Source organism: Streptomyces scabichelini (assembly GCF_011045015.1).
In the GTDB taxonomy this organism is placed as follows: domain Bacteria; phylum Actinomycetota; class Actinomycetes; order Streptomycetales; family Streptomycetaceae; genus Streptomyces; species Streptomyces scabichelini.
Window position 1 is genome coordinate 63,666 of record NZ_JAAKZY010000002.1, and the last position, 19,747, is coordinate 83,412.

At 70.6% G+C, this 19,747-nt stretch carries 21 protein-coding genes; 17 read left to right on the forward strand and 4 right to left on the reverse strand.

The genetic code is table 11. The annotated features are described in order from the left end of the window. Positions 1-10 precede the first annotated feature (10 nt). On the reverse strand, positions 11-742 hold the full coding sequence (locus G5C60_RS01025; protein ID WP_165254222.1) for a FadR/GntR family transcriptional regulator: 732 nt from the start codon (positions 740-742) through the stop codon (positions 11-13). Positions 743-975: 233 nt separating this feature from the next. Here G5C60_RS01025 and G5C60_RS01030 point away from each other — a divergent pair, with 233 nt between their 5' ends. The 5 genes from G5C60_RS01030 to G5C60_RS01050 are packed head-to-tail and all read left to right on the forward strand — an operon-like array spanning position 976 to position 5,869. After that, entirely contained in the window at positions 976-2,268 is a 1,293-nt protein-coding gene (locus G5C60_RS01030; RefSeq protein WP_165254223.1) for an aminotransferase class V-fold PLP-dependent enzyme, read from the forward strand. After that, entirely contained in the window at positions 2,265-3,557 is a 1,293-nt protein-coding gene (locus tag G5C60_RS01035) for an ABC transporter substrate-binding protein (RefSeq protein ID WP_165254224.1), read from the forward strand. Before G5C60_RS01030 ends, G5C60_RS01035 begins: the two co-directional genes overlap by 4 nt. Positions 3,558-3,562: 5 nt before the next feature. After that, the gene (locus tag G5C60_RS01040; protein WP_165254225.1) at positions 3,563-4,549 is read left to right on the forward strand and encodes a carbohydrate ABC transporter permease; all 987 of its coding nucleotides are present in this window, start codon (positions 3,563-3,565) and stop codon (positions 4,547-4,549) included. Next, positions 4,546-5,382 carry an ABC transporter permease subunit gene (locus tag G5C60_RS01045; RefSeq protein WP_165254226.1) on the forward strand — a complete coding sequence of 279 codons (837 nt, stop codon included), beginning with the start codon at positions 4,546-4,548 and terminating at the stop codon, positions 5,380-5,382. Before G5C60_RS01040 ends, G5C60_RS01045 begins: the two co-directional genes overlap by 4 nt. Positions 5,383-5,428: 46 nt before the next feature. Then, complete coding sequence (locus G5C60_RS01050; protein ID WP_165254227.1) at positions 5,429-5,869, forward strand: SRPBCC family protein; 441 nt, start codon at positions 5,429-5,431, stop codon at positions 5,867-5,869. 68 nt (positions 5,870-5,937) lie between these two features. On the opposite strand, the gene G5C60_RS01055 is transcribed toward G5C60_RS01050, so the two are convergent. Beyond that, entirely contained in the window at positions 5,938-6,792 is an 855-nt protein-coding gene (locus tag G5C60_RS01055) for a helix-turn-helix transcriptional regulator (protein ID WP_165254228.1), read from the reverse strand. 102 nt (positions 6,793-6,894) lie between these two features. Here G5C60_RS01055 and G5C60_RS01060 point away from each other — a divergent pair, with 102 nt between their 5' ends. Beyond that, positions 6,895-7,638, forward strand: a complete 744-nt coding sequence (locus tag G5C60_RS01060; protein WP_165254229.1) for an SDR family NAD(P)-dependent oxidoreductase — start codon at positions 6,895-6,897, stop codon at positions 7,636-7,638. 117 nt (positions 7,639-7,755) lie between these two features. On the opposite strand, the gene G5C60_RS01065 is transcribed toward G5C60_RS01060, so the two are convergent. Then, the gene (locus tag G5C60_RS01065) at positions 7,756-7,968 is read right to left on the reverse strand and encodes a copper ion binding protein (RefSeq protein ID WP_165254230.1); all 213 of its coding nucleotides are present in this window, start codon (positions 7,966-7,968) and stop codon (positions 7,756-7,758) included. Positions 7,969-8,126: 158 nt separating this feature from the next. On the opposite strand from G5C60_RS01065, the gene G5C60_RS01070 reads away from it, so the two are divergent. The 4 genes from G5C60_RS01070 to G5C60_RS01085 all read left to right on the forward strand — a co-directional run bounded on the left by G5C60_RS01070 (position 8,127) and on the right by G5C60_RS01085 (position 11,078). Further along, complete coding sequence (locus G5C60_RS01070) at positions 8,127-8,495, forward strand: BlaI/MecI/CopY family transcriptional regulator (protein WP_165254231.1); 369 nt, start codon at positions 8,127-8,129, stop codon at positions 8,493-8,495. After that, a complete protein-coding gene (locus G5C60_RS01075) occupies positions 8,492-9,412 on the forward strand; it encodes a M48 family metalloprotease (protein ID WP_165254232.1) in 921 nt (306 codons plus the stop codon). The genes G5C60_RS01070 and G5C60_RS01075 overlap by 4 nt, the downstream gene beginning before the upstream one ends. 216 nt (positions 9,413-9,628) lie before the next feature. Further along, positions 9,629-10,537, forward strand: coding sequence for a DUF5134 domain-containing protein (locus G5C60_RS01080; protein WP_241266388.1), 909 nt, complete (start codon positions 9,629-9,631; stop codon positions 10,535-10,537). A 190-nt stretch (positions 10,538-10,727) separates the two neighbouring features. Further along, the gene (locus G5C60_RS01085) at positions 10,728-11,078 is read left to right on the forward strand and encodes an NADH-quinone oxidoreductase subunit A (protein ID WP_165254281.1); all 351 of its coding nucleotides are present in this window, start codon (positions 10,728-10,730) and stop codon (positions 11,076-11,078) included. Positions 11,079-11,395: 317 nt separating this feature from the next. Here the strand turns inward: G5C60_RS01085 and G5C60_RS01090 are convergent, their stop codons facing one another. Then, a complete protein-coding gene (locus tag G5C60_RS01090) occupies positions 11,396-12,220 on the reverse strand; it encodes a hypothetical protein (RefSeq protein WP_165254176.1) in 825 nt (274 codons plus the stop codon). 24 nt (positions 12,221-12,244) lie between these two features. Between G5C60_RS01090 and G5C60_RS01095 the strand changes: the two genes are divergently transcribed. The 7 genes from G5C60_RS01095 to G5C60_RS01125 are packed head-to-tail and all read left to right on the forward strand — an operon-like array spanning position 12,245 to position 19,702. Then, the gene (locus G5C60_RS01095; RefSeq protein WP_206438956.1) at positions 12,245-13,030 is read left to right on the forward strand and encodes a hypothetical protein; all 786 of its coding nucleotides are present in this window, start codon (positions 12,245-12,247) and stop codon (positions 13,028-13,030) included. A 4-nt stretch (positions 13,031-13,034) separates the two neighbouring features. Next, positions 13,035-13,967 carry an NADH-quinone oxidoreductase subunit H gene (locus tag G5C60_RS01100; RefSeq protein WP_165254282.1) on the forward strand — a complete coding sequence of 311 codons (933 nt, stop codon included), beginning with the start codon at positions 13,035-13,037 and terminating at the stop codon, positions 13,965-13,967. Between the two features lie 39 nt (positions 13,968-14,006). Then, positions 14,007-14,570 (forward strand): NADH-quinone oxidoreductase subunit J, encoded by a 564-nt coding sequence (locus tag G5C60_RS01105; protein WP_165254233.1) that lies wholly within the window; start codon positions 14,007-14,009, stop codon positions 14,568-14,570. Continuing rightward, complete coding sequence (gene nuoK / locus G5C60_RS01110; RefSeq protein ID WP_165254234.1) at positions 14,567-14,872, forward strand: NADH-quinone oxidoreductase subunit NuoK; 306 nt, start codon at positions 14,567-14,569, stop codon at positions 14,870-14,872. Before G5C60_RS01105 ends, nuoK begins: the two co-directional genes overlap by 4 nt. Next, on the forward strand, positions 14,869-16,779 hold the full coding sequence (locus G5C60_RS01115) for a proton-conducting transporter transmembrane domain-containing protein (RefSeq protein WP_165254235.1): 1,911 nt from the start codon (positions 14,869-14,871) through the stop codon (positions 16,777-16,779). Before nuoK ends, G5C60_RS01115 begins: the two co-directional genes overlap by 4 nt. 5 nt (positions 16,780-16,784) lie before the next feature. Continuing rightward, positions 16,785-18,290, forward strand: a complete 1,506-nt coding sequence (locus G5C60_RS01120) for a complex I subunit 4 family protein (protein ID WP_338145638.1) — start codon at positions 16,785-16,787, stop codon at positions 18,288-18,290. Next, positions 18,287-19,702, forward strand: coding sequence for an NADH-quinone oxidoreductase subunit N (locus G5C60_RS01125; protein ID WP_165254237.1), 1,416 nt, complete (start codon positions 18,287-18,289; stop codon positions 19,700-19,702). Before G5C60_RS01120 ends, G5C60_RS01125 begins: the two co-directional genes overlap by 4 nt. Positions 19,703-19,747: the final 45 nt, after the last annotated feature.

Genomic DNA, 19,747 nt, shown 5'->3' on the forward strand with positions numbered 1-19,747 from the left:
ATCCGCGACGTCAGCCCGGCGTGTCCTCGTCCAGGGACTCCACGTCCAGGGACTCCACGGACTCGACCGGAGGCATGAAGGCCCGCAGCCACCGCTCCGTCTGGGCGACGTGAGCCTGCGCGGCGCCCGCCGCGGCGACGGGGTCGCGATCGGCGATGGCGGTGGCCAGGTTGCGATGGTCCTCGTCGCTCTTGCGGCGCAGCTCCGGGCCCTCGGGGAGGGTGAAGACCTGGTACTTGCGGGAGCGGGCGCGGAAGACGGACAGCAGCGAGGCCAGGGTGGGGTTGCCGCCGATCCGGGCGATCTCGGCGTGGAAACGGTGGTCGAGCTCGGAGGCCTTGGCGGGGTCGTCGGTGTCCTCCATGGCCTCGATGAGCGAGAAGAGCGTCTTCACGGTCTCGGGAGTGCAGCGCGCCGCGGCCTGGGCCGCGACATGGGCCTCGAGCACGCGCCGGATCTCGTACACCTCCAACAGGCCGGGCAGCGGCAGGAGTTCAAGCGTCAGCGAGAGGCTCCCGATGACGTCCTCCGGCCTGAGCTGGGAGACGTAGGTGCCCGATCCGTGCCGCGGCTCGATCACGCCCAGGGCCGCGAGCATCCGTACGGCCTCGCGCAACGACCCCCGCGAGACGCCCAGTTCCTCACAGAGCTGCCCTTCGGGCGGAATGCGCTCGCCCGCGCCGAGGCGCCCCGACGCGATCATGTGCCGTAGGCCGTGGAACGCCTTGTCGACTGCGGACATCCGACTCCTCCCCTGACCGTCCCCTGACGGGCCGGCGGCCTCGCCGAGACCTCCCCGCACTGTAGCGAGTCATCAGATGTCTCGTATGTGTCGCCCGTAAGTCATCTGATGTATCTCTCGATTGCACCCTTGATTGCTCGGAAAAGCCCTGCCAGGATGCCGAGTCATCATACGTGTCCCTGACGGCGGTCTGATGTCGGTGCAGGGCGCCCGTCCGGCAGATGAGGAGTCATGTGAGCGAGACCGAGGTCACCACCGCGCCGCGCCCCCTGCTGCTGGCCGACGGCGCGCCCGCCGCGGAGGCATGGTCCCTTGACCCCGCTCTGCGGCACCTGAACCACGGTTCGTTCGGGGCGGTTCCCCTGGTGGCACAGGAGCGGCAGAACCGGCTGCGCGCCGAGATGGAACGCTCTCCGGTGGTCTGGTTCCCGGCGCTGCCGCAGCGGCTCGCCGCCACCCGGGTCGAACTCGCGGCCTTCCTGCGGGCCGCCCCAGAGGACCTCGCCCTCGTGCCGAACGCGAGCGCCGGCGCCAGCGCCGTCTACGCCGCCCTCACCCCGCGCCACGGCGGGGAGATCGTCGTCACCGACCACGGCTACGGCGCCGTGACCATGGGCGCCGAACGGCTGGCACGCCGCTGGGGCGGCCGGGTCCACACCGCCCGGGTGCCGCTGGACGCGGATGAGGAGCAGGCGTACGAGGCCGTGGTCGCCGAACTCGGCGAGGCCACCGACCTCGTCGTCCTCGACCACATCACCTCGGCGACCGCACGCCGCATGCCGGTGGAGCGGATCGGCGCGGAGGCGCGGCGGCGTGGCATCCCGCTGCTCGTGGACGGCGCGCACGCCCCCGGCCTGATCGCCGCCCCGCTGGCCGGTGTGACCTGTGACTTCTGGGTCGGCAACCTGCACAAGTGGGGCTGCGCGCCGCGCGGCACCGCGGCCCTGGTCGCCCGCGGCCCCCTGCGCGAGCAGTTGTACCCCCTGATCGACTCGTGGGGCGCCGCCGATCCGTACCCCGACCGCTTCGACCAGCAGGGCACGGTGGACGCCACCGCCTATCTGGCCGCGCCCACGGCGCTCGACTTCATCGAGAGCACGTGGGGCTGGGAGACCGCCCGCCGGTACATGGACGATCTGGCCGGTTACGCCGAGCAGATCGTCGGCGCCGCGTTCGCCGAGCTGACCGGTGTCGGCGGCACCGTCGACGTCGGCATGCCGGTCCCCGGTATGCGGCTGGTGCGGCTGCCCGAGGGCCTGGCCGCCAGCCGCGTCGAGGCCGACGCGCTGCGCGACCGGGCCGCGCAGGAGCTTGGTGTGGAGACGGCCTTCACCAGCTTCGGCGGCACCGGCTATCTGCGGCTGTCCGCCCACGTCTACAACACCGCCGCCGACTACGAGTACTTCGCCGAGACCTGCGTCCCCGTCCTCGGCGAGTGGGCCCGCGAGGCCGCCACCCAAGGAAACCCAAGGAACCCAACGAAGCCGACGAAGTCGACGAAGCCAACGAAGAGGTCAGCACGATGAGAAAAAGGACGGCAGCCCTCGCCCTCGGCACAGCCGCCGCGATGGTCCTGACCGGCTGTTCCACCATGAGCCCCAGCGCGAGCGGAACAGTCACCCTCAACATGGTCGAGAGCCTGACGAACCCGGCCCGCACCGATCTGCTCAAGGACCTGATAGCGGACTTCGAGCAGGAGAACCCCAAGATCAAGGTCAACCTGATCTCCCCGCCCACCGAGCAGGCCGACCAGAAGATCCAGCAGATGCTCCAGTCCGGCAAGGGCGTCGACGCCCTCGAGGTGCGGGACATCACCGTCGGCCCGTGGTCGAACAACGGCTGGCTCTACGACATGAAGAAGGACCTCGACGGCTGGAAGGGCTGGCAGGCCATGACGGAGAACGCCGTCAAGGCCTCCGAGGACGCCAAGGGCAGGACGTACTTCGTCCCGTACGGCTTCTACGGCCTGAGCCTCTTCTACCGCACCGACCTCATCAAGGACGCCGGCTTCAGCAAGCCGCCGGCCACCTGGGACGAGCTGCTGGAGCAGGCCTCCGCCATTCATGACCCGGCGAAGCGCCGGTACGGGTACGCCTTCCGCGGCGGCGCCAACGCCAACAGCAACGCCACCGCCGTCATCGAGGCGTACCTCGCCGACAAGGTCGACCCGGCCAACGGCTTCCGGCTCAAGGACGGCGGCACGATCTTCTCCGCGCCCGAGGCCCTCGACGCCATGGAGACGTACCTCAAGCTGTTCAAGCAGGCGTCCCCCAAGTCGTCCGTCTCCTGGGGCTATCCGGAGATGGTCGAGGGCTTCTCCAACGGCTCCACGGCCTTCCTGCTCCAGGACCCCGAAGTGATCGCCACGGTCTCGGAGTCCAAGTCGGTCTCGAAGGACCAGTGGGACACCGCCCCGCTGGTGGCCGGACCCGGCGGCAAGACCGTACAGCCGCTGGCCACCGCAGGGTGGGGCGTCGCGGCCGGCAGCGACCACAAGGCCGAGGCGGTCAAGCTGGTCGAGTTCCTTTCCCAGGGCGAGGCTTCGACCGCCTTCACCAAGAAGAACAGCCTGGTGCCGATCCTCAAGTCGGCGACCGAGGACTCCTTCTACAAGACCGGCCCCTGGTCCAGCTACGTCACCATGACGGAGCACCCGGAGAAGTACCTCGTCGTCACCCAGCCCCGGGGCGTCGCCTGGTGGACCGAGTGGGAGCAGAAGGCCGACACCGATGTGCAGAAGCTGATCCTCGGCAAGACGACGCCCAAGGAGCTGCTGGCCGGCTGGGACGCGTACTGGACCGAGAAGTGGAAGTAGAACAGATGCACTCCGCGTCCACGACGACGACGCCCGGGAGGGGAACCGCCGTCCGCAAGGAGGGCGCCCCGCCCGGCGGCGGCGACCGGCGCAGCCGTCGCAGGCGGGAGTTCACCACCCGCCGCGGTCTGCTCATCGCCGCCTTCATGGCGCCGGCCGCGGTCTTCGTGGCGGTCTTCACGTACTACCCCATGGTCGCGGGCAGCCAGATGGCTTTCCGCAACTGGAAGCTGACGGACCTGACCGACACCTCGTGGGTGGGCCTGAAGAACTTCAGCGACGTCTTCGCCGACCCCGCCTGGGGCACCGTCCTCGCCAACACCGCCCTCTGGGTGTTCGGTTCGATCGTGCCCCAGCTGGTGATCGGCTTCGCGCTCGCCCTGTGGCTGCGCCGCCGGTTCCGCTTCCGCGGTGTCTACCAGGCGCTGATCTTCTTCCCCTGGGCGATCTCCGGGTTCCTCATCGGCATCCTGTTCCGCTGGATGTTCAACAGCGAGTTCGGCGTCGTCAACGACCTGCTGCAGAAGGCGGGGTTCATCGACGAGCCGATCGCCTGGCTGGCCGATCCGAACACGGCGATGATCGCCGTGCTCATCGCCAACATCTGGTACGGCGTCACGTTCTTCGCGATCATGATTCTGGCCGCGCTGCAGTCGATCCCCGACGAGCTGTACGAGGCGGCGGCGCTGGACGGCGCGGGCAAGGCGCGCACGCTGTTCCAGATCACCATCCCGTACATCCGCACCACGCTGGCGCTCACCGTGCTGCTGCGGATCATCTGGATCTTCAACTTCCCCGACCTGATCTTCGGCATGACCGGCGGCGGGCCGAACGACGAGACGCACATCGTGACCACCTGGATGATCAAGATCACTCAGCAGGGCGACTACGGCAGGGCCTCCGCGCTCGGCCTCCTCGTGGTCGCCGGGCTGCTGGTGTTCGCGGTGTTCTTCCTCCTGGCCACGCGCGAGAAGAAAGGGGTGCGCCTGTGATCGGCAAGGAGACCGCGGCCGGCCGGACCGCCAGGTTCACCTTCCTGGGACTGTGGCTGGTCTTCACCGTCTTCCCGCTGTACTGGATCACGGTTACGTCGCTGAAGGCGCCCGGCGACATCTTCGCCTTCCCGATCGCCTACTGGCCCGAGCACTTCTCGCTGGAGAACTACAGCGGGCTGTTCGGCAAGGCCGACTTCGGGACGTACCTCACCAACAGCCTCATCGTGGCGACCGTCGCGGGCGCGGTGGCGACGGCGATCTCGATGCTGTCGGCGTACGTGCTGGCGCGCTTCGAGTTCCGCACCAAGTCCGCGCTGCTGATGGCCGCCCTGGTCACGCAGATGATTCCGTCCTTCATCGCGCTGGGGCCGCTGTATCTCCTGATGACCGACCTCAGGCTGGTCGACAACCGGCTCGGGCTCGTCCTCGTCTACATCGCCGTGTGCATCCCGTTCTGCACGGTGATGCTCCGCGGTTTCTTCGAGAACATCCCGGACGCATTGGAGGAGGCCGCCATGATCGACGGCCTGTCCCGGTTCGGGGCGCTGTTCCGGGTGCTGCTGCCGGTGATGAGGCCGGGCATCATCGCCGCGTTCATCTTCAACTTCGTCAACTGCTGGAACGAGCTGTTCCTTTCGGTGACGCTCATGAACAGCGACAGCAACAAGACCGTCCCCACGGCCCTGAACGGGTTCATCTCCAGCTTCAACATCGACTGGGGCTCGATGTCCGCGGCGGCCGTGCTCACCATCCTGCCCACGATGCTGCTGTTCGCCTTCGCGAGCCGGCACATCGTGCAGGGGCTCACCTCCGGTGCGGTGAAGGGCTGATGGGCGGACGCGGCCCGTCACGGGCCTGGACGTTTACGATCTCGGAGTGGCCCTCTTCCAGATCCAGCGCAGGACGCTGCTGCCCGCCCCAGAGGCCTGGCAGCGGGTCACCGACTGGCGGCGCCACGGTGCGTACGTACCGTTGACCAGGATCACCGTCACCCCGGCGGAGCCGGTCCGTCCGGGCACCGTCGTCCTGGCCCGTACCGGCATCGGTCCCCTCGCCTTCAACGACCCGATGGAGATCGTCCGTTGGGAGCCGCCCACGGACGACACCCCCGGCTTCTGCCGACTGGAGAAGCGCGGTTCGGTGGTGCTGGGCTGGGCCGAGATCGAGGTGCGCACCCGGGGCGGCGGATCCCAGACCACTTGGCGCGAGGAGGCACGGCTGCGGGGGCTGCCCCGGCTGTTCGACGCGCCGACGGCGTGGGGCGGACGCCTTGTGTTCGGGCGGGCGGTCAGCGAACTGCTCAGATACCCCGCCTGAGGAGATACCTCGCCTGAGGCGCGGCTCCACGGGGCGTGCCGCCGGCGTACGGCCCCGCCGCCGGGTCCTCATCCCCGTCCCGCGAGATCCTGCGTGCCCACCACTTTCAGCAGGCGCAGGGCTTCGTGGGACGGTGAGCCCGGCGGGGCCGTATAGAGGATGATCCACTGGTCCCGGTCCGGGTCGTGCAGGGCCTCGCAGTTCAGGTCCAGCGGGCCGACCACCGGGTGACGCAGGCGTTTGCGGGTCGAGCGGCGGACCTCGACGTCCTGTTCGTCCCACAGGGCGCGGAATTCGGCGCTTGCGCTCAGGAGCCGGTCCCGCAGGCGGCGGACGCCCGGGTCGTCGGGGTAGCGGGCCGCCGCCGCGCGCAGATCGGCCACGGAGGCGTGGGCGAACTGCCGGGCGTCCTCGGCGTCGTACCGGCCGCGCGCCTCGGGACGCGTGAAGAACCGCCAGATGACGTTGCGTTCACCGGGTGGCAGCGCAGAGAAGTCCCCGACGAGGGCGGCGCCCATCGGGTTCCATGCCAGCACGTCGTACTTGGCGTCGCAGACGAGCGCGGGGGTGTCGTCGAGCCGGTCCAGGAGATGCAGCACCCCGGGGCGCACGTCGTGGGCCGGGCCTGGCGGCGGGCCGGGCACCTCGCCCGCGAGGTAGTGCAGATAGGAGCGCTCGCCGTCGGAGAGCCGCAGCGCGCGGGCGATCGCACCGAGCATCTGCCGCGACGGCCGCGGGCCACGGCCCTGTTCGAGCCGGATGTAGTAGTCCACCGACATCCCGGCCAGCTGCGCGACCTCCTGGCGGCGCAGACCGGGTGTCCGCCGCCGCGGCCCGGCTTCGAGGCCGACGTCGGCGGGCCGCACCCGGGCACGCCGCCGCCGCAGAAAGGCTGCCAGCTCCGCCCGGTCTCCATGGTCCATGCCCCGAGTCTGGCCCGCCCGCGCCCTCGCCACCATGGGACTGCCGATACCAGCCTCGGCACTGCTCTCCCGGCGCCGGCTCGCGTGGCCCACGGTGAAGCCATGACCACCCCAACGGAACGCAAGATCGTCCTGATCACCGGCGCCAACAAAGGCATCGGCCTCGCGACCGCCCGTGCGCTCGGCCGGGCCGGGCACACGGTGCTGCTCGGCGCCCGCGCCCCCGAGCGTGGCACCGCGGCTGCGGCAGGCCTGGCCGAGGAAGGGCTCGACGCGCGGTTCGTCCGGCTCGACGTGACCGATCCCGCGACGATCGAGGCCACGGCGGCGCTGATCGAGGCCGAGTACGGCCGCCTCGACATCCTCGTCAACAACGCGGCCATCAGCCGCGACCGCGGCCGCCCGCCGACCGAACTGCCCCTCGCGGCCCTGCGCGAGGCCTACGAGACCAATGTGCTCGGCGTCGTCGCGGTCACCAACGCCATGATGCCGCTGCTGCGCAAGTCGCCCGCCGGATACGTCGGCAACGTCTCCTCGGGCCTCGGCACCTTCGCCTTCCTCGGCGAACCGGACTCATCGCTGTGGCAGTACGCGAACCTGCTGGCCTACAACTCCTCCAAGGCCGCCCTGAACGCGATCACCCTCATCTACGCCAACACCCTGCGCGACACCGGCATCAAGGTGAACGCCCTGTCACCCGGCTTCTGCGCCACCGACCTGAACCATCACACCGGCCACCTGACCGCCGAAGAGGGCGGTGCCCACATAGCCCGCCAGGTCACCTTGCCCCCGGACGCCCCGACAGGGGTCTTCCTCAATGAGAACGGGGGCACGTACGCGTGGTGAGGCGGGCCCGGCCGGGGCGGATCTCAAGCGGTCGCCGACGGCGGCCCCGCGGACCCGACCCGGTGCCGAGCCGGCTCCCGGTTGCCGAGTCGGCACCTCGGCTGGAGCCGTTCGCCGTCAGTTGCGACCCAGCAGGTCGTAGCCTGCCTCGTCCACGGCGGCGGCGACCGCGTCGTAGTCCAGGCGCTGGTCGCTGGACACCGCCACCCGGCCGGTCTCCAGATCGACCTCCACGCCCGTGACGCCGTCGAGCGCGCCGACCTCGGACGACACGGCCTTGACGCAGTGGTCGCACGTCATGCCCTTGACCTCGTAAACGTCCTGCACCATGACACTGCTCCTCTCTCCTCGACTCTCCTTGACGCGCCCATAGTACCCCCAGGGGGTATGGGTTTTGTCAAGAGTCCGCTTCACGGGGCCGACGACTACGATGAACCGTCACTGCAGCCGGAGGCGCCGAGAGCCGGCCTGCGTAGAAAGGAGCGGGCGTGCGACAGTTGGGTGAGCTCGAGGCGGAGATCATGGACCGCCTCTGGTCCTGGGGGCGCCCTGCCACCGCGCGCGAGGTACGCGACGACCTCAACAAGAAGCGCCCGATTGCCTACAGCACGGTGAAGACAGTGGCCGACATCCTGTTCAACAAGGGCATGCTCACACGCGAGAAGGACGGCCGGGCCTGGCAGTACACGCCCACGTGCACGCGCCAGCAGTACACGGCCGCGCGCATGCAGCACGCCCTCGAAGGCAACCCGGACCCGGCCGGAGTGCTGATCAGCTTCGTGGAGCAGATCTCGGCCGACGAAGTACAGGCGCTGCGTGCCGCGCTGCGTGCCGCCGGGCGGCGGAGCGGCGCGTGATCACGGCCGCGGCGCCCGCCGGGTACGCCGTGGTCGTGGGTGCGGTGATCCCGTACTTCCTGGTGCGGGCGCGATGGCCGCACCGTCTCCCCGCGATCGCCGTCCTGACCTGGCAGGGCCTGTCGCTGACGTTCGTCATGGCCACGGCCCTGGCCCTGTACCACCTCGCGCTCGCCGATCACCATGTGCACGACGGCCTCATCGGACTGCTCAGCGCCTGCGGCCTCGCCCCGCACATGTCGCCCGGAGAGGCGACGTCCGGAGGCCTGACGCCGGCCGACACGGCCGTACTGCCGGCATCCGTGGCCGTCGTGCTGCTCCCGATGGGCTGGCTGGTGTGCACGGCGTGGAGTGCCCGCAGGCAGCGGCGCCGGCATGCCGACATGCTGACCATGATCGGCGTCCAGGCTCCGGAGTACGGCGCCACCGTCGTCGAGTACGCGGTTCCCGCCGTGTACTGCCTGCCGGGCCGCCGTTGCCGCATCGTCGTGACGCGGGGCGCACTGGAGGCGCTGACCGACGCACAGGTGCGTGCCGTTGTGGAACACGAGAAGGCCCATATCCGGGGCCGTCACCATCTGCTCCATGTGGCGACCAGGGCGTTCGCCCGCGCGTTTCCCGGGCTGCCGCTCGCTCGCCACGCCGCCGAGCAGACCGCGTTGCTGCTCGAAATGATCGCGGACGACAAGGCGCTCCGCTTCCATTCGCGCGACGCCCTGGCCACGGCCCTGTGCGAGGTCGCCGCCGGGCGCGCGCCGCAGCCCGCGCTGGGTGCCGGAGGGCCGGGCACTCTCATCCGGCTGCACCGCATCCTGACGCCGGAGGCCAAGCCGCACGCGGCGACCCGGCTCGGGCTCGCCGTCGCATCCGTCACGACGCCCTTCCTGCCGCTGCTGTTGACCTGCTGCCTGCTCTGACGCGCCGCATCCCGTCCTCGTCCAGGTTTCCAGTCCAGGTTCTCGTCCGTCCAGACTGCTAAGTGATCTAGCTCATCCGGGACCCTGTCGACGGTGCGCATGGTCGCTCATCTGCCGAATCACCCATTCCTGTAAGGGACTTGAACGCCCCCTCGGCTCGTCACGTACTAAGGGCGTCAGCAGTTGCCGCAGTCGGTCGGCGCGGAAGGATGACGCATGGGAAGCCTTGCTGTGACCTGGTCCATTGCGGTGATCGCCGTTCTGGTGGCCGCTGTCAGCTCGGTCCGGATGGCGACCACGACGGGCGGGGCCAGGTTCGCGGCCGGCGGCGATCTGCTGATGAGCGTGTGCATGGCCGTCATGGCCCTGCCCGCAACGGTGAGTTGGTACGCGGAGTACGGCATGTGGTGGGCGGCGGCGTTCGCGCTGCTGGGGCTCGGCGGCGTCGCGGTGGCCGTGAAGCACACGCGTGAGGCCGGCTGGAGGCACGGCCGGCACTGGGTCCATCTCATCGTCGGCAGCGCGGGCATGGTGATCATGACGCTCGCGATGACGAGCACGTCCTCCGGGCCGGTGCTCGCTCTGGGCGGCTCCCACATGGCGCACATGCCGGGCATGCAGCACATGGAGATGGAAGGCGCGGAGGCGGCGTCACATTCACACATGGAGTCGATGGGTGGCATGGAGTCCATGCATGGGGGTGGGCATGGGCAGGGACACGGGATGAACATGTCCGACATGACCGCTGCCGCGAGTGGCGGAACGTCCACGTCCTCGGATTCCGCCTGGCGTCTCGTGGTCATGGCGCTCGCCGTCTACTTCCTGCTGTCGATCGCCGCGTCCGTCTGGGCGCGGATTCGGGGCGCCGACCGGGGCCATCGCCTCACCGAGGGCCGTGAAGGCGGCCGACGCCGCAGCTGGGGCCGCTGGCTGCTCGCCATGCCGGACACGGTCGTCGTGTTCCTGGCCTCGCTGACGATCGCGGTCTGGGACAGGGCCCGGACCGCGAAGCACGGCGGTCACGGCCGCCGTCGCCGTTCCGGCGCCGCGCCCGAGGCGGCGCTGGCCGCTCACATCGGCATGGGCGGAACCATGTCGGCGATGCTCCTGATGATGGTCGCCTGACGCTCTCCCACGGGAGCGGGCCTCCAAACACCCTGACGGCCCTGTGTACTAGGATCGGCTCGGCCTCGATGCGCCAAGAGGCTTAACACTGAGATGTGTTGAGGGCCCAGGTGAGCCGTGACCTCGTGGGCCTCGACTCGGCTTGCGTGCCTTCTGGGTGCGAAGGGAGTTAGCGGGCATCATGGCGGAGATGAGCGTCTGGGAGCCGATACTGGTGCTGCTGGGAGTGACGGCCGCGGGGGTGGCCGCACTGTACGGGCTCGGTGCGTTGCTGGCCGCGCGACGTGAGCCGCTGGAAACGGGTCCCTTCGCCGGGGGACTGCCACCGCGTGAGCACGCCGTCTCCCGCTTCCATGTCCGGTGGTACCCCGTCACGATGCTCTTCCTGGCGTTCGACATGGAGATGCTCTTCATGTACCCGTGGGTCCGAGTGGTGAACGAGATGGGCGCACCCGCCGTCATCGAGATGTTCCTCTTCCTGGGCATCCTCTTCGCCGCCGTGACGTACGCCTGGCGTGAGGGCGCTCTGCGATGGGCCTGAGGAGCGCGCTGCGCCGGTCCGCGGCCGATCGCCCTCCCGTCCTGCTCGTCACGCTGCCCGGCGCGACCGAGGAGCGGCTGGCGATCGAGGCCGAACTACGCCGACGAAGCTGGCCGTTGACCGCAAGCCCCGCTGCCGCGGCCGCCGTGGTGATCGCCGGAGAGCCGACCGACGCTCACACCGATTTGCTGCGCGACCTGTGGAGCGTCGTGCCCCACCCGAAGGCGTACGTCACTGTCGTCGCCGCCGACGAGACCGGGCCCTCCCTGGACGCGGTACGGCAGCTGCTGCTCTCGGGCCTGGAGGGAGAAGCACCCTCACCAGAGCCGAGCCACGGAACGGATTCCGACCGTGACGGTCACGGCGGCCACGCAGGCCATGGCGGGCACAGCGGCCATGAAGCGCACGGCGGTCACGAAGCCCATGGCGGCCATGAAGCCCATGGCGGGCACGATGGCCACGAAGGGAATGGCGGGCACGGCGGCCATGAGGCGCATGGTGAGCACGAAGGGCACGGCGGCCATGAGGGGCGCGGCGGCGATGAAGGGCATGGCGGGCACGGCGGCCACGAAGCCCATGGCGGGCACGATGGCCATGAAGAGCACGGCGGCCATGGGGCGCATGATGGCCACGAAGGCCATAGCGGCCACCAAGCCCACGGCGGGCACGACGGCCACGAAGAGCATGGCGAGCCTGAAGGTCATGGCGGTCATGAAGCGCATGGTGAGGACGAAGCCCATGCCGGTCACGGCCCGCACGAAAGCTACGGCGGTCATGAGGCGCAAGAAGGCCATGAAGGCCATGGCGGGAATGACAGCCATGAAGCGCATGGCGAGCCCGAAGACCATGGCGGCCACCAAGGCCACGGCGGGCATGATGGCCACGAAGGGCATGGCGGCCACGAAGCCCATGGCGGGCATGATGGCCACGAAGAGCATGGCGAGCACGAAGCCCATGTCGGTCACGGCGCCCACGAAGGTCACAGCGGCCATGGGGCGCATGATGACCACGAAGGCCATGGCGGCCACCAAGCCCACGGCGGGCACCAAGGCCATGGTGAGGACGAAGCCCATGCCGGTCAGGGCGCCCATGCCGGTCACGGCGGCCACGAAGGACATGGCGGGCACGGTGGTCATCACCACGGTGGCCTCATTGCCGGGCTGCCCATGGCCGAACGTGCCGATGACCGGGACGAGTTGAGGCTCGACCGGCTGCATGTGCCGTTGGGGCCCGTGCTTCCGGACTGGCCGGCCGGGCTGGTCCTCGATGTCGCGCTCCAGGGGGACGTGATCCAGCACGCCGAGACGCGGTCCGTGGCCGTTGGCGGCCGCTCACCACGGCGTGCGTTCTGGAACGAGCCCTGGCAACGCGCCTTGCGGGGCGAACCCGTGGCCAGGGGCGACGCCGAGCGGCGGCGTTGTGCGGCTCACCTGGACAGCCTCGGCAGGTTCCTCGCCGTCGCCGGCTGGCCGGACCCCGCCGCACGCGCGCGCCGGTTGCGCGATGCGGTGCTGGCCGGTGCTGCCGCCGGTGAGCTGCGCGGAGACGTACGCCGTCTGGTCCGGCGGGTCGGCGGTTCGCGGACACTGCGGGGCCTCACCACCGGAATCGGGGTGCTGCGCGCCGAGCGGGCAAGGGAGTTGGGGGTCACCGGCCCGGCACTCGTCGCGGACGGGGGCGGGGACGGGGACGTACACGCCCGTGTCCGCGTGTGGCTGGAGGCCATCGAGCGCTCCCTTTCCGAGCTGGACGCGCCCGGCGCCCTCTCGGCCGACGAGGCCGACGGGCCGCGTGGGCGGTGTGACGGCGCCCGGTCGCCCTCGCGGGCGCTGCTCGACACCCTGCCCGAGTTGCTGGAGGGCGCCGAGTTCGCCTGCGCCCGGCTGATCGTCGCGAGCCTCGACCCCGATCTCGACGATCTCGACGACCTGCCGGGAGACGTCCATGACTGAGACCGTGCCTGAGACCGCACCGCTGTGGGCGGTCCTGCTGATGCCCTTCGCGCTCGTCGTCTTCGCCCTCGCCGCCGCAGGTTTCGACGCCGTACTGTCCGCCGGTGCCGAGCGCGGGCGCACCGGTGCGCTCCGGGCCGCCACCACGCCCGTACGCGAGGTCCTGCGACTGCTGGGCGGGCAGCGGCGTCGTACGACGGCGGACGACACGCTGCTCGGCCGCACCGGGATCGCGCTCGTGCCCGTCGCCGCCGTCCTGGCGGCGGCCGTCGTGCCCTGGGGCTTCAGCTCCGTGACCGATCCGGTCGTCGGCGTCGTGTGGTTCAACGCGATGGAGGCCCTGGCGTGGGCGGCGGTCTGGCTCGCGGGATGGGGGTCGAACTCCGCGCTGTCCCTGATCGGCGGATACCGCTTCCTCGCACAGGGACTCGCCTACGAGCTGCCGCACATGTTCGCGATCACCACGGCCGCACTCGGCGCCGAGTCGCTGCGGGTCAGCGAGGTCGTACAGGCCCAACAGGGGCTGTGGTACGCGATCTGGATGCCGGCCGCGTTCGTGGTGTACCTGCTCAGCGCGATGGCCATGGCGTTCTGGGGGCCGTTCGACCATCCGCTGGGGCGGGACACCGCGGGTGGTGCCGTGGCCGAGTACAGCGGAGTGGACCGGCTGGTGCTGCTGGGCGGTCGCTGGCTGCTGCTGGTGGTCACGGCGGCGTTCAGCGTGCCGCTCTTCCTCGGCGGCGGGCACGGCCCGTTGCTGCCGGCCTGGGCGTGGACCCTGGTGAAGACCGTCGCCGTACTCGCGCTGCTGATCGCCGGCCGACGCCTGCTGCCGACGCTGCGCATGGAGCGCTACATGGAGTTCGCGTGGATGGTGCTCGTCCCGCTCACACTGCTTCAGGCACTGTTCGTCGCCGTCGTCGTACTCAACCGATAAGTCGTCGTACTCAACCGATATACCGACAGGGAGCGGGGAATGCTGGACGACGTTGTCTTCTGGACGCTCGGCGTGCTCGCCGTGGCCAGTGGAGTCATGGTGTTCCGCTTCGACTCCATGGCCCGCGCGACGTACGCCCTGCTGCTCTCGCTGCTGTGCGTCGGCGGCCTGGTCATCCTGCTGGGCCTCGACTACCTGGGCGTGGTCATCGTGCTGATGATGACCATCGAGATGGCCATCATGGCCGTCTTCATGGTGATGTACATGATGAATCCGGCCGGGCTGATGCCGATGTCCATGCTGCACAACAAGAATGGCGCGGCCGTCCTCTGCACGGTCGTCTTCCTGCTGCTCGCCACGGGAATCCTGACCGCGCCGTGGCCGCGGCGGAGCGGCAGGCCGGACGACGACCCGACGATGGCGCTCGGCATGTCCCTGATGGGTCCGCACATGCTCACCATGATGACGCTGGGCTTCGCCCTGTTCACCACCATCGTCGCCACCGTCGTACTGGCCACCCGCCGGGGCCGCTACGACAGGTTCGGCGACGACCTCAAGGCTCGTACGGCCGACGATCCGGTACGAGGAGGCGTCGGGCGGTGAACCTCGAACTGTTCCTGCTGGTGGCCGCCGCGCTGTTCAGCGTCGGTCTCTTCGGCGCGCTCACCCAGCAGTCCATCGTGATGCTGATGATGGGCCTCGAGCTGATGCTCGGCGGGATCATCCTCGCCGCCGCGGCCGTCTGGCACTACGTCGCGCCCGCCGCCACGGACGGACAGGTGCTGATCGTCCTCGCCGTCACCGTGATGGCGGTGGAGATGGCCATCGGATTCGCCGTGGTCACCGCCCTGTTCCGGGCGCGTGAGGTCGACATGACCGACGAGGCAGCGGAGTTGAAGGAGTGAGCGCCCTGCTGTGGGCGCTGGTCGCCGTGCCCCTGACCGCCGGTACGGTCCTGGCCGTCCTCGGCCGAAGAGCCGACCGCCCCGCTCCGGCCCTCGCGGTGGCTGCCTCCACCGTTGCCGTCGTCCTCGCCGTCGTCGCGGCCTTCCGGCAGCCGGCCGTGTCCGCACCGCTCCTGGAGGGACTGCCCTTCGGCCTGGCCGTGGACGGTCTGTCGGGACTGATGGCGGTGACCGTCACCGCGGTGACCGCGGTCATTCTGCTGTTCAGCGTCTCCGACATCGGTCCGGGGGAGGCACGAGCCCGTTTCTTCGGTTTCATGCTGCTCTTCAGCGGGGCGATGCTCGTGACCGTCACCGCCACCACCCTGCCCGCGCTGCTGATGGGCTGGGAGGTCATGGGCGCCACCTCCTGGGCGCTGATCGGCTACTGGTGGCGTGACCCGGTACGGGTGACCGCGGCCGGAACCGCCTTCCTCACCACCCGCACCGCCGACCTCGGCCTCTACCTGGCCGCGGGCGCCGCGCTCGCAGGCGGACAGGGCCTGACGCTCGACGGCATGCCCGACGGCACGTCATTCGACGGCATGGCGCTCGACGGACTGGAGCACGTCCCGAGCCCCTGGCTCCACGTGCTGACCGCGGGTGTACTGGTCGCCGCGCTCGGCAAGTCCGCCCAACTGCCCTTCAGTTTCTGGCTGTCGAAGGCGATGCAGGGCCCCAGCCCGGTCTCGGCGCTGCTGCACTCCGCCACCATGGTCGTCGCCGGGGCGTATCTGCTGATCCGCCTTGAGCCGCTGCTCGCCGCCTCCGACTGGGGCGAGGAAGCGGTGGCGTGGACCGGCGCCGTCACCGCGCTCGCCCTCGGACTCGTCGCGGTCGCGCAGACCGACCTCAAACAGCTCCTCGCCGCGTCGAGCTGCGCCCAGATCGGCTTCATGGTGCTCGCGGCGGGTGTCGAGTCGAGTGTCGGCGGCACGCTTCAGCTCATCGCCCATGCCGCGGCGAAGAGCCTCGCCTTCCTCGTCGCGGGCTACTGGCTGACCCGGCTCGGCAGCAAGGCACTGCCGGAACTGCGCGGTGCCGCCCGCCGCCACCGGACAGCGGGGATCGCCTTCACGGTGGCGGCCCTCGGCCTCGCCGGGGTGCCACCGCTGTCGCTCTGGGCGGCGAAGGACGTCGTGCTCGCCGCGGCCCTGGAACACAGCCCGGCGCTGTACGCGGTGGGGCTTGCGGCCGCCGTGATCTCGGCGGTCTACGGCGTCAAGGCCGTCTGGTACGTCTGGCAGCCCTCTCCGGCCTCTCCGGATAGCGTGGCAGCCGCCGCCGGGCGGAACGGTGCGAGGCTCCCTGCCGTGGTCGCCGTACCCTTCGCCGTACTGGCACTGGCGACCGCGGCCCTCGCGGTTCTCGTCCTGCCTCCCGTGCGCGAAGCCGTCGCGCGCACCCTCGGCGTCACCGGTGAACCCGCCCCGCGGGCCTGGGAGTTCGTCCTCAGCGGCGGCCTGGCCCTGCTCGCCGCCGGGGCCGTCTGGGCGTGGGGCGCCCGGCGCGCCCCGGCTCCGGAGTCCGTCGTGCGGTGGACCGCCGGATGGCTCGGGCTCGAAGCCGCCGCCCATGCCCTGCTCGTACGTCCCGTGCAGCGCCTCGCCGCCGTGCTCGCGGCCTTCGACGACCGCGTCCTCGACCGCGGGGTCGAGAACCTGGCGCGCGGCACGGTGCGCCTGGCGGACGCCGTCAACCGCCGTGCCGAGGCCGCTGTCGACGGCGCCGTCGAGGGCCTGGCCGCCGCGAGCCGGGAACTGGGCCGGCTCGCGCGGCGCCCGCAGACCGGCCAGTTGCACCAGTACCTCGCCCAGGCCGTCGCGGCCTTCACCGTCCTTGCCGTCGTCCTCGTCCTCGTGAGGTGACCGCCGTGCTCACGGCCATCGTCCTGCTGCCCACCGTGGCGGCCGTCCTGCTGCTGTGCCTGCCACGCAGCACACCCCGCACGGTCTTTCTCGCCGTGTGGGTGGCGGTCTCCGCCGCCGTGCTCGTCCTGACCCTCGTCGTCTGGGCGGGCTACCGCGACGACGGCGGAATCCAGTACGAGACCAACGCGCGCTGGATCCCCAGCGCCGGCATCGGCTACCACATCGGCGTCGACGGTCTTTCGCTGCCGCTGATCGCCCTCACCGGCGTGCTGTTCCTGGCCTGTTCGGTGTACGCCCTGCGTGAGACGCGCCGGGTCCGTGAGTTCGCGGCGCTCTTCCTCTTCCTCGAGACCACCTGCCTGGGCCTGTTCGCCGCGCTCGACCTGATCTTGTTCTTCGTCTTCTTCGACCTGTCGATCGTGGCGATGTACTTCATCATCGCGGGCTGGGGCCACACCGGGGCCGCCCGCGCCGCGCTGAAGTTCTTCCTCTACACCTTCATCGGCTCGCTCGCCCTGCTGCTCGGCTTCATCGGCCTGTATCTGGCCGCCGACCCGCACACCTTCGACATGGTGGCGCTCACCGAGCAGAACCCCGTCGCCGGACGGTCCGTGTACGGCGGGTTCGTCCTCCTCGCGATCGGGGTCGGACTCGCCGTGAAGACGCCGACCGTGCCCTTCCACACCTGGCTGCCGCCCGCGCACACCGAGGCTCCCGCCGAGGGCTCGGCCATCCTGGCCGGCGTGCTGCTGAAGATGGGCACGTACGGCTTCCTGCGCATCGCCATGCCGATCCTCCCGGAGGCGTGGCGCACTTACGCCCTCGTCTTCGTCGTCGTCGGCGTGGTCTCCGTGCTGTACGGGGCGCTGGTCGCCCTCGCCCAGACCGAGTTCAAGCGCATGGTCGCCTACACCTCGGTCAACCACATGGGGTACATCATTCTCGCGATCGGCGCCGCGGCGGCGGTCGGGGACGACACGGGTGACGCCCGCCGACTGGCGGTGACCGGTGCGACGTACCAGATGGTCAGCCACGGACTGCTGACCGGCGCGCTGTTCCTGCTGGCCGGTGTCCTCTACCAGCGCGGCCGCACGTACGACATGGGCGCCTACTCCGGCGTCGCGGCCACGGCTCCGGTGTTCGCCGCGCTCACCGGGGTCGCGGTCTTCGGATCGCTGGGGCTGCCGGGGTTCTCCGGGTTCATCGCCGAGTTCCAGATCCTCGCCGGCAGCCTCGGGCCGCGGCCGGTCGCCACCGGCCTCAGCGTGCTCGGCATCCTCCTCACCGCCGCCCTGCTGCTGCGCGCCCTGCAACGGATGTTCCTCGGCCCGCTGCGGCTGCCCGAAGCGCCGGGCGCGGCACGCCCGTTCGCCGACATCCGCGCGCATGAGGGCGCGGCGATCGTGCCCCTGCTGATCCTCGCCGTCGTCCTCGGCCTCACGCCGCGCTTCCTCCTGGACGTCATCGAACCCGCCTCGCGCGGTGTGCTGGAGTGGCTCGCGCGATGAACGAGAACCCCCTCGACCTGCTCCCCGAAGTCCTCCTCGGCGCCTCCGCCGTCCTTGGACTGCTGCTCGGCGCCTGGCTGCCCCGCCACCGGCAGTGGCTGGTCGGCGCGTTGGCGATGGCGGCCTGCGCGGCGGGCATCGCGGCGGCCGCCGTCGCCGCTGCCGGAGACACCCTGACCGCCTTCGACGGGGCGTTCGCCGTGGACCCGGTGACGTCCGCGGCGCGCGTCGTGATTCTCGGCGGCACCCTCCTCGTCCTCGCCCTCTCCCTGGCTCCGTTCCGCGCGCACCCACGCGAGACCGAGTTCTACGTCCTCCTCCAACTGGCCGCGCTCGGCGCGCTGATGCTGGCCGGCGCCCAGGACCTGCTGCTGCTCGCCGCCGCGTATCTGCTGGCGAGCGTCCCCGCGTACGCGCTGGCCGGATTCCGCAAGGACGGACCCGGCACCGAGGCGGCCCTGAAGTACTACGTCGTCGGCGCGCTGCTCGGCGTCGTCATGCTCGCGGGCATCACCGTGCTGTTCGCCGCAGGCCGCGCGACCCCCTATCCGGCGCTGGGCGAGTCACTTCCCACCGCGCCCGCCGGGCTCGTGGCCGCGGGTGTGGTCGGGCTGTTCGCCGGAGTCCTGTTCAAGGCCGGGGGAGTCCCGGGGCACTTCTGGGTGCCGGACGCGGTGCAGGGCAGTTCGCCGCCGGTCGCCGCGTTCCTCGCCACGCTGCCGAAGATCGGCGCCCTGGCCGCGCTGTACCGTCTCGTCGCCGTGCCCCTCGCCGACACGGACGTTCCGTGGCCGGCCCTGATCGCCGTACTCGCCGCCGCGTCGATGACGCTCGGGAACCTGGCCGCGTTCTTCCAGACCGACGTCAAGAGGCTCCTCGCGTACTCCACGATCAGTCAGGTCGGCTACCTCCTCATGCCGGTCGCGGTGGTCGGCCGCGCCGAAGAGGCCCAGGGAGCGCTGCTCTACTACCTGGCGGCGTACGCCCTCACCAACCTGGGCGCCTTCGCCGTGGTGTGCGCCCTCCCGCACGTAAGCACCGTCGACGGCTACCGCGGGCTCCTGCGCAACCATCCCGCCCTGGCCCTCAGTCTCGCCGTCTGCCTCCTCGGCCTGCTCGGCACCCCGCCCACCGCGGTGTTCCTCGGCAAGCTGGAGGTCTTCACCGCGGCCGTCGACGGCGGCTACGCCTGGCTCGCGGTCGTGGCGGCCGTCAACACCGTGGCGTCGCTCTTTTACTACCTGCGGTGGATCTACCCCGCGGTCTCCGGCTCGGACGAAGCGCGTACGCACGCTGTGGTGCGGCCCGCGGCCTGGCTCGCCTGCGCCGCCGCGGGCGCGTCCGTGGTCCTCGGCATCGCGGGAGGCCCGGTCCTCGACCTGCTCGACGGACCGCTCGCCCGCATGCGCTGAGGCACCTGCCCTACCCGGTAGGGGTAGGGCAGGTGCCTCCCATTC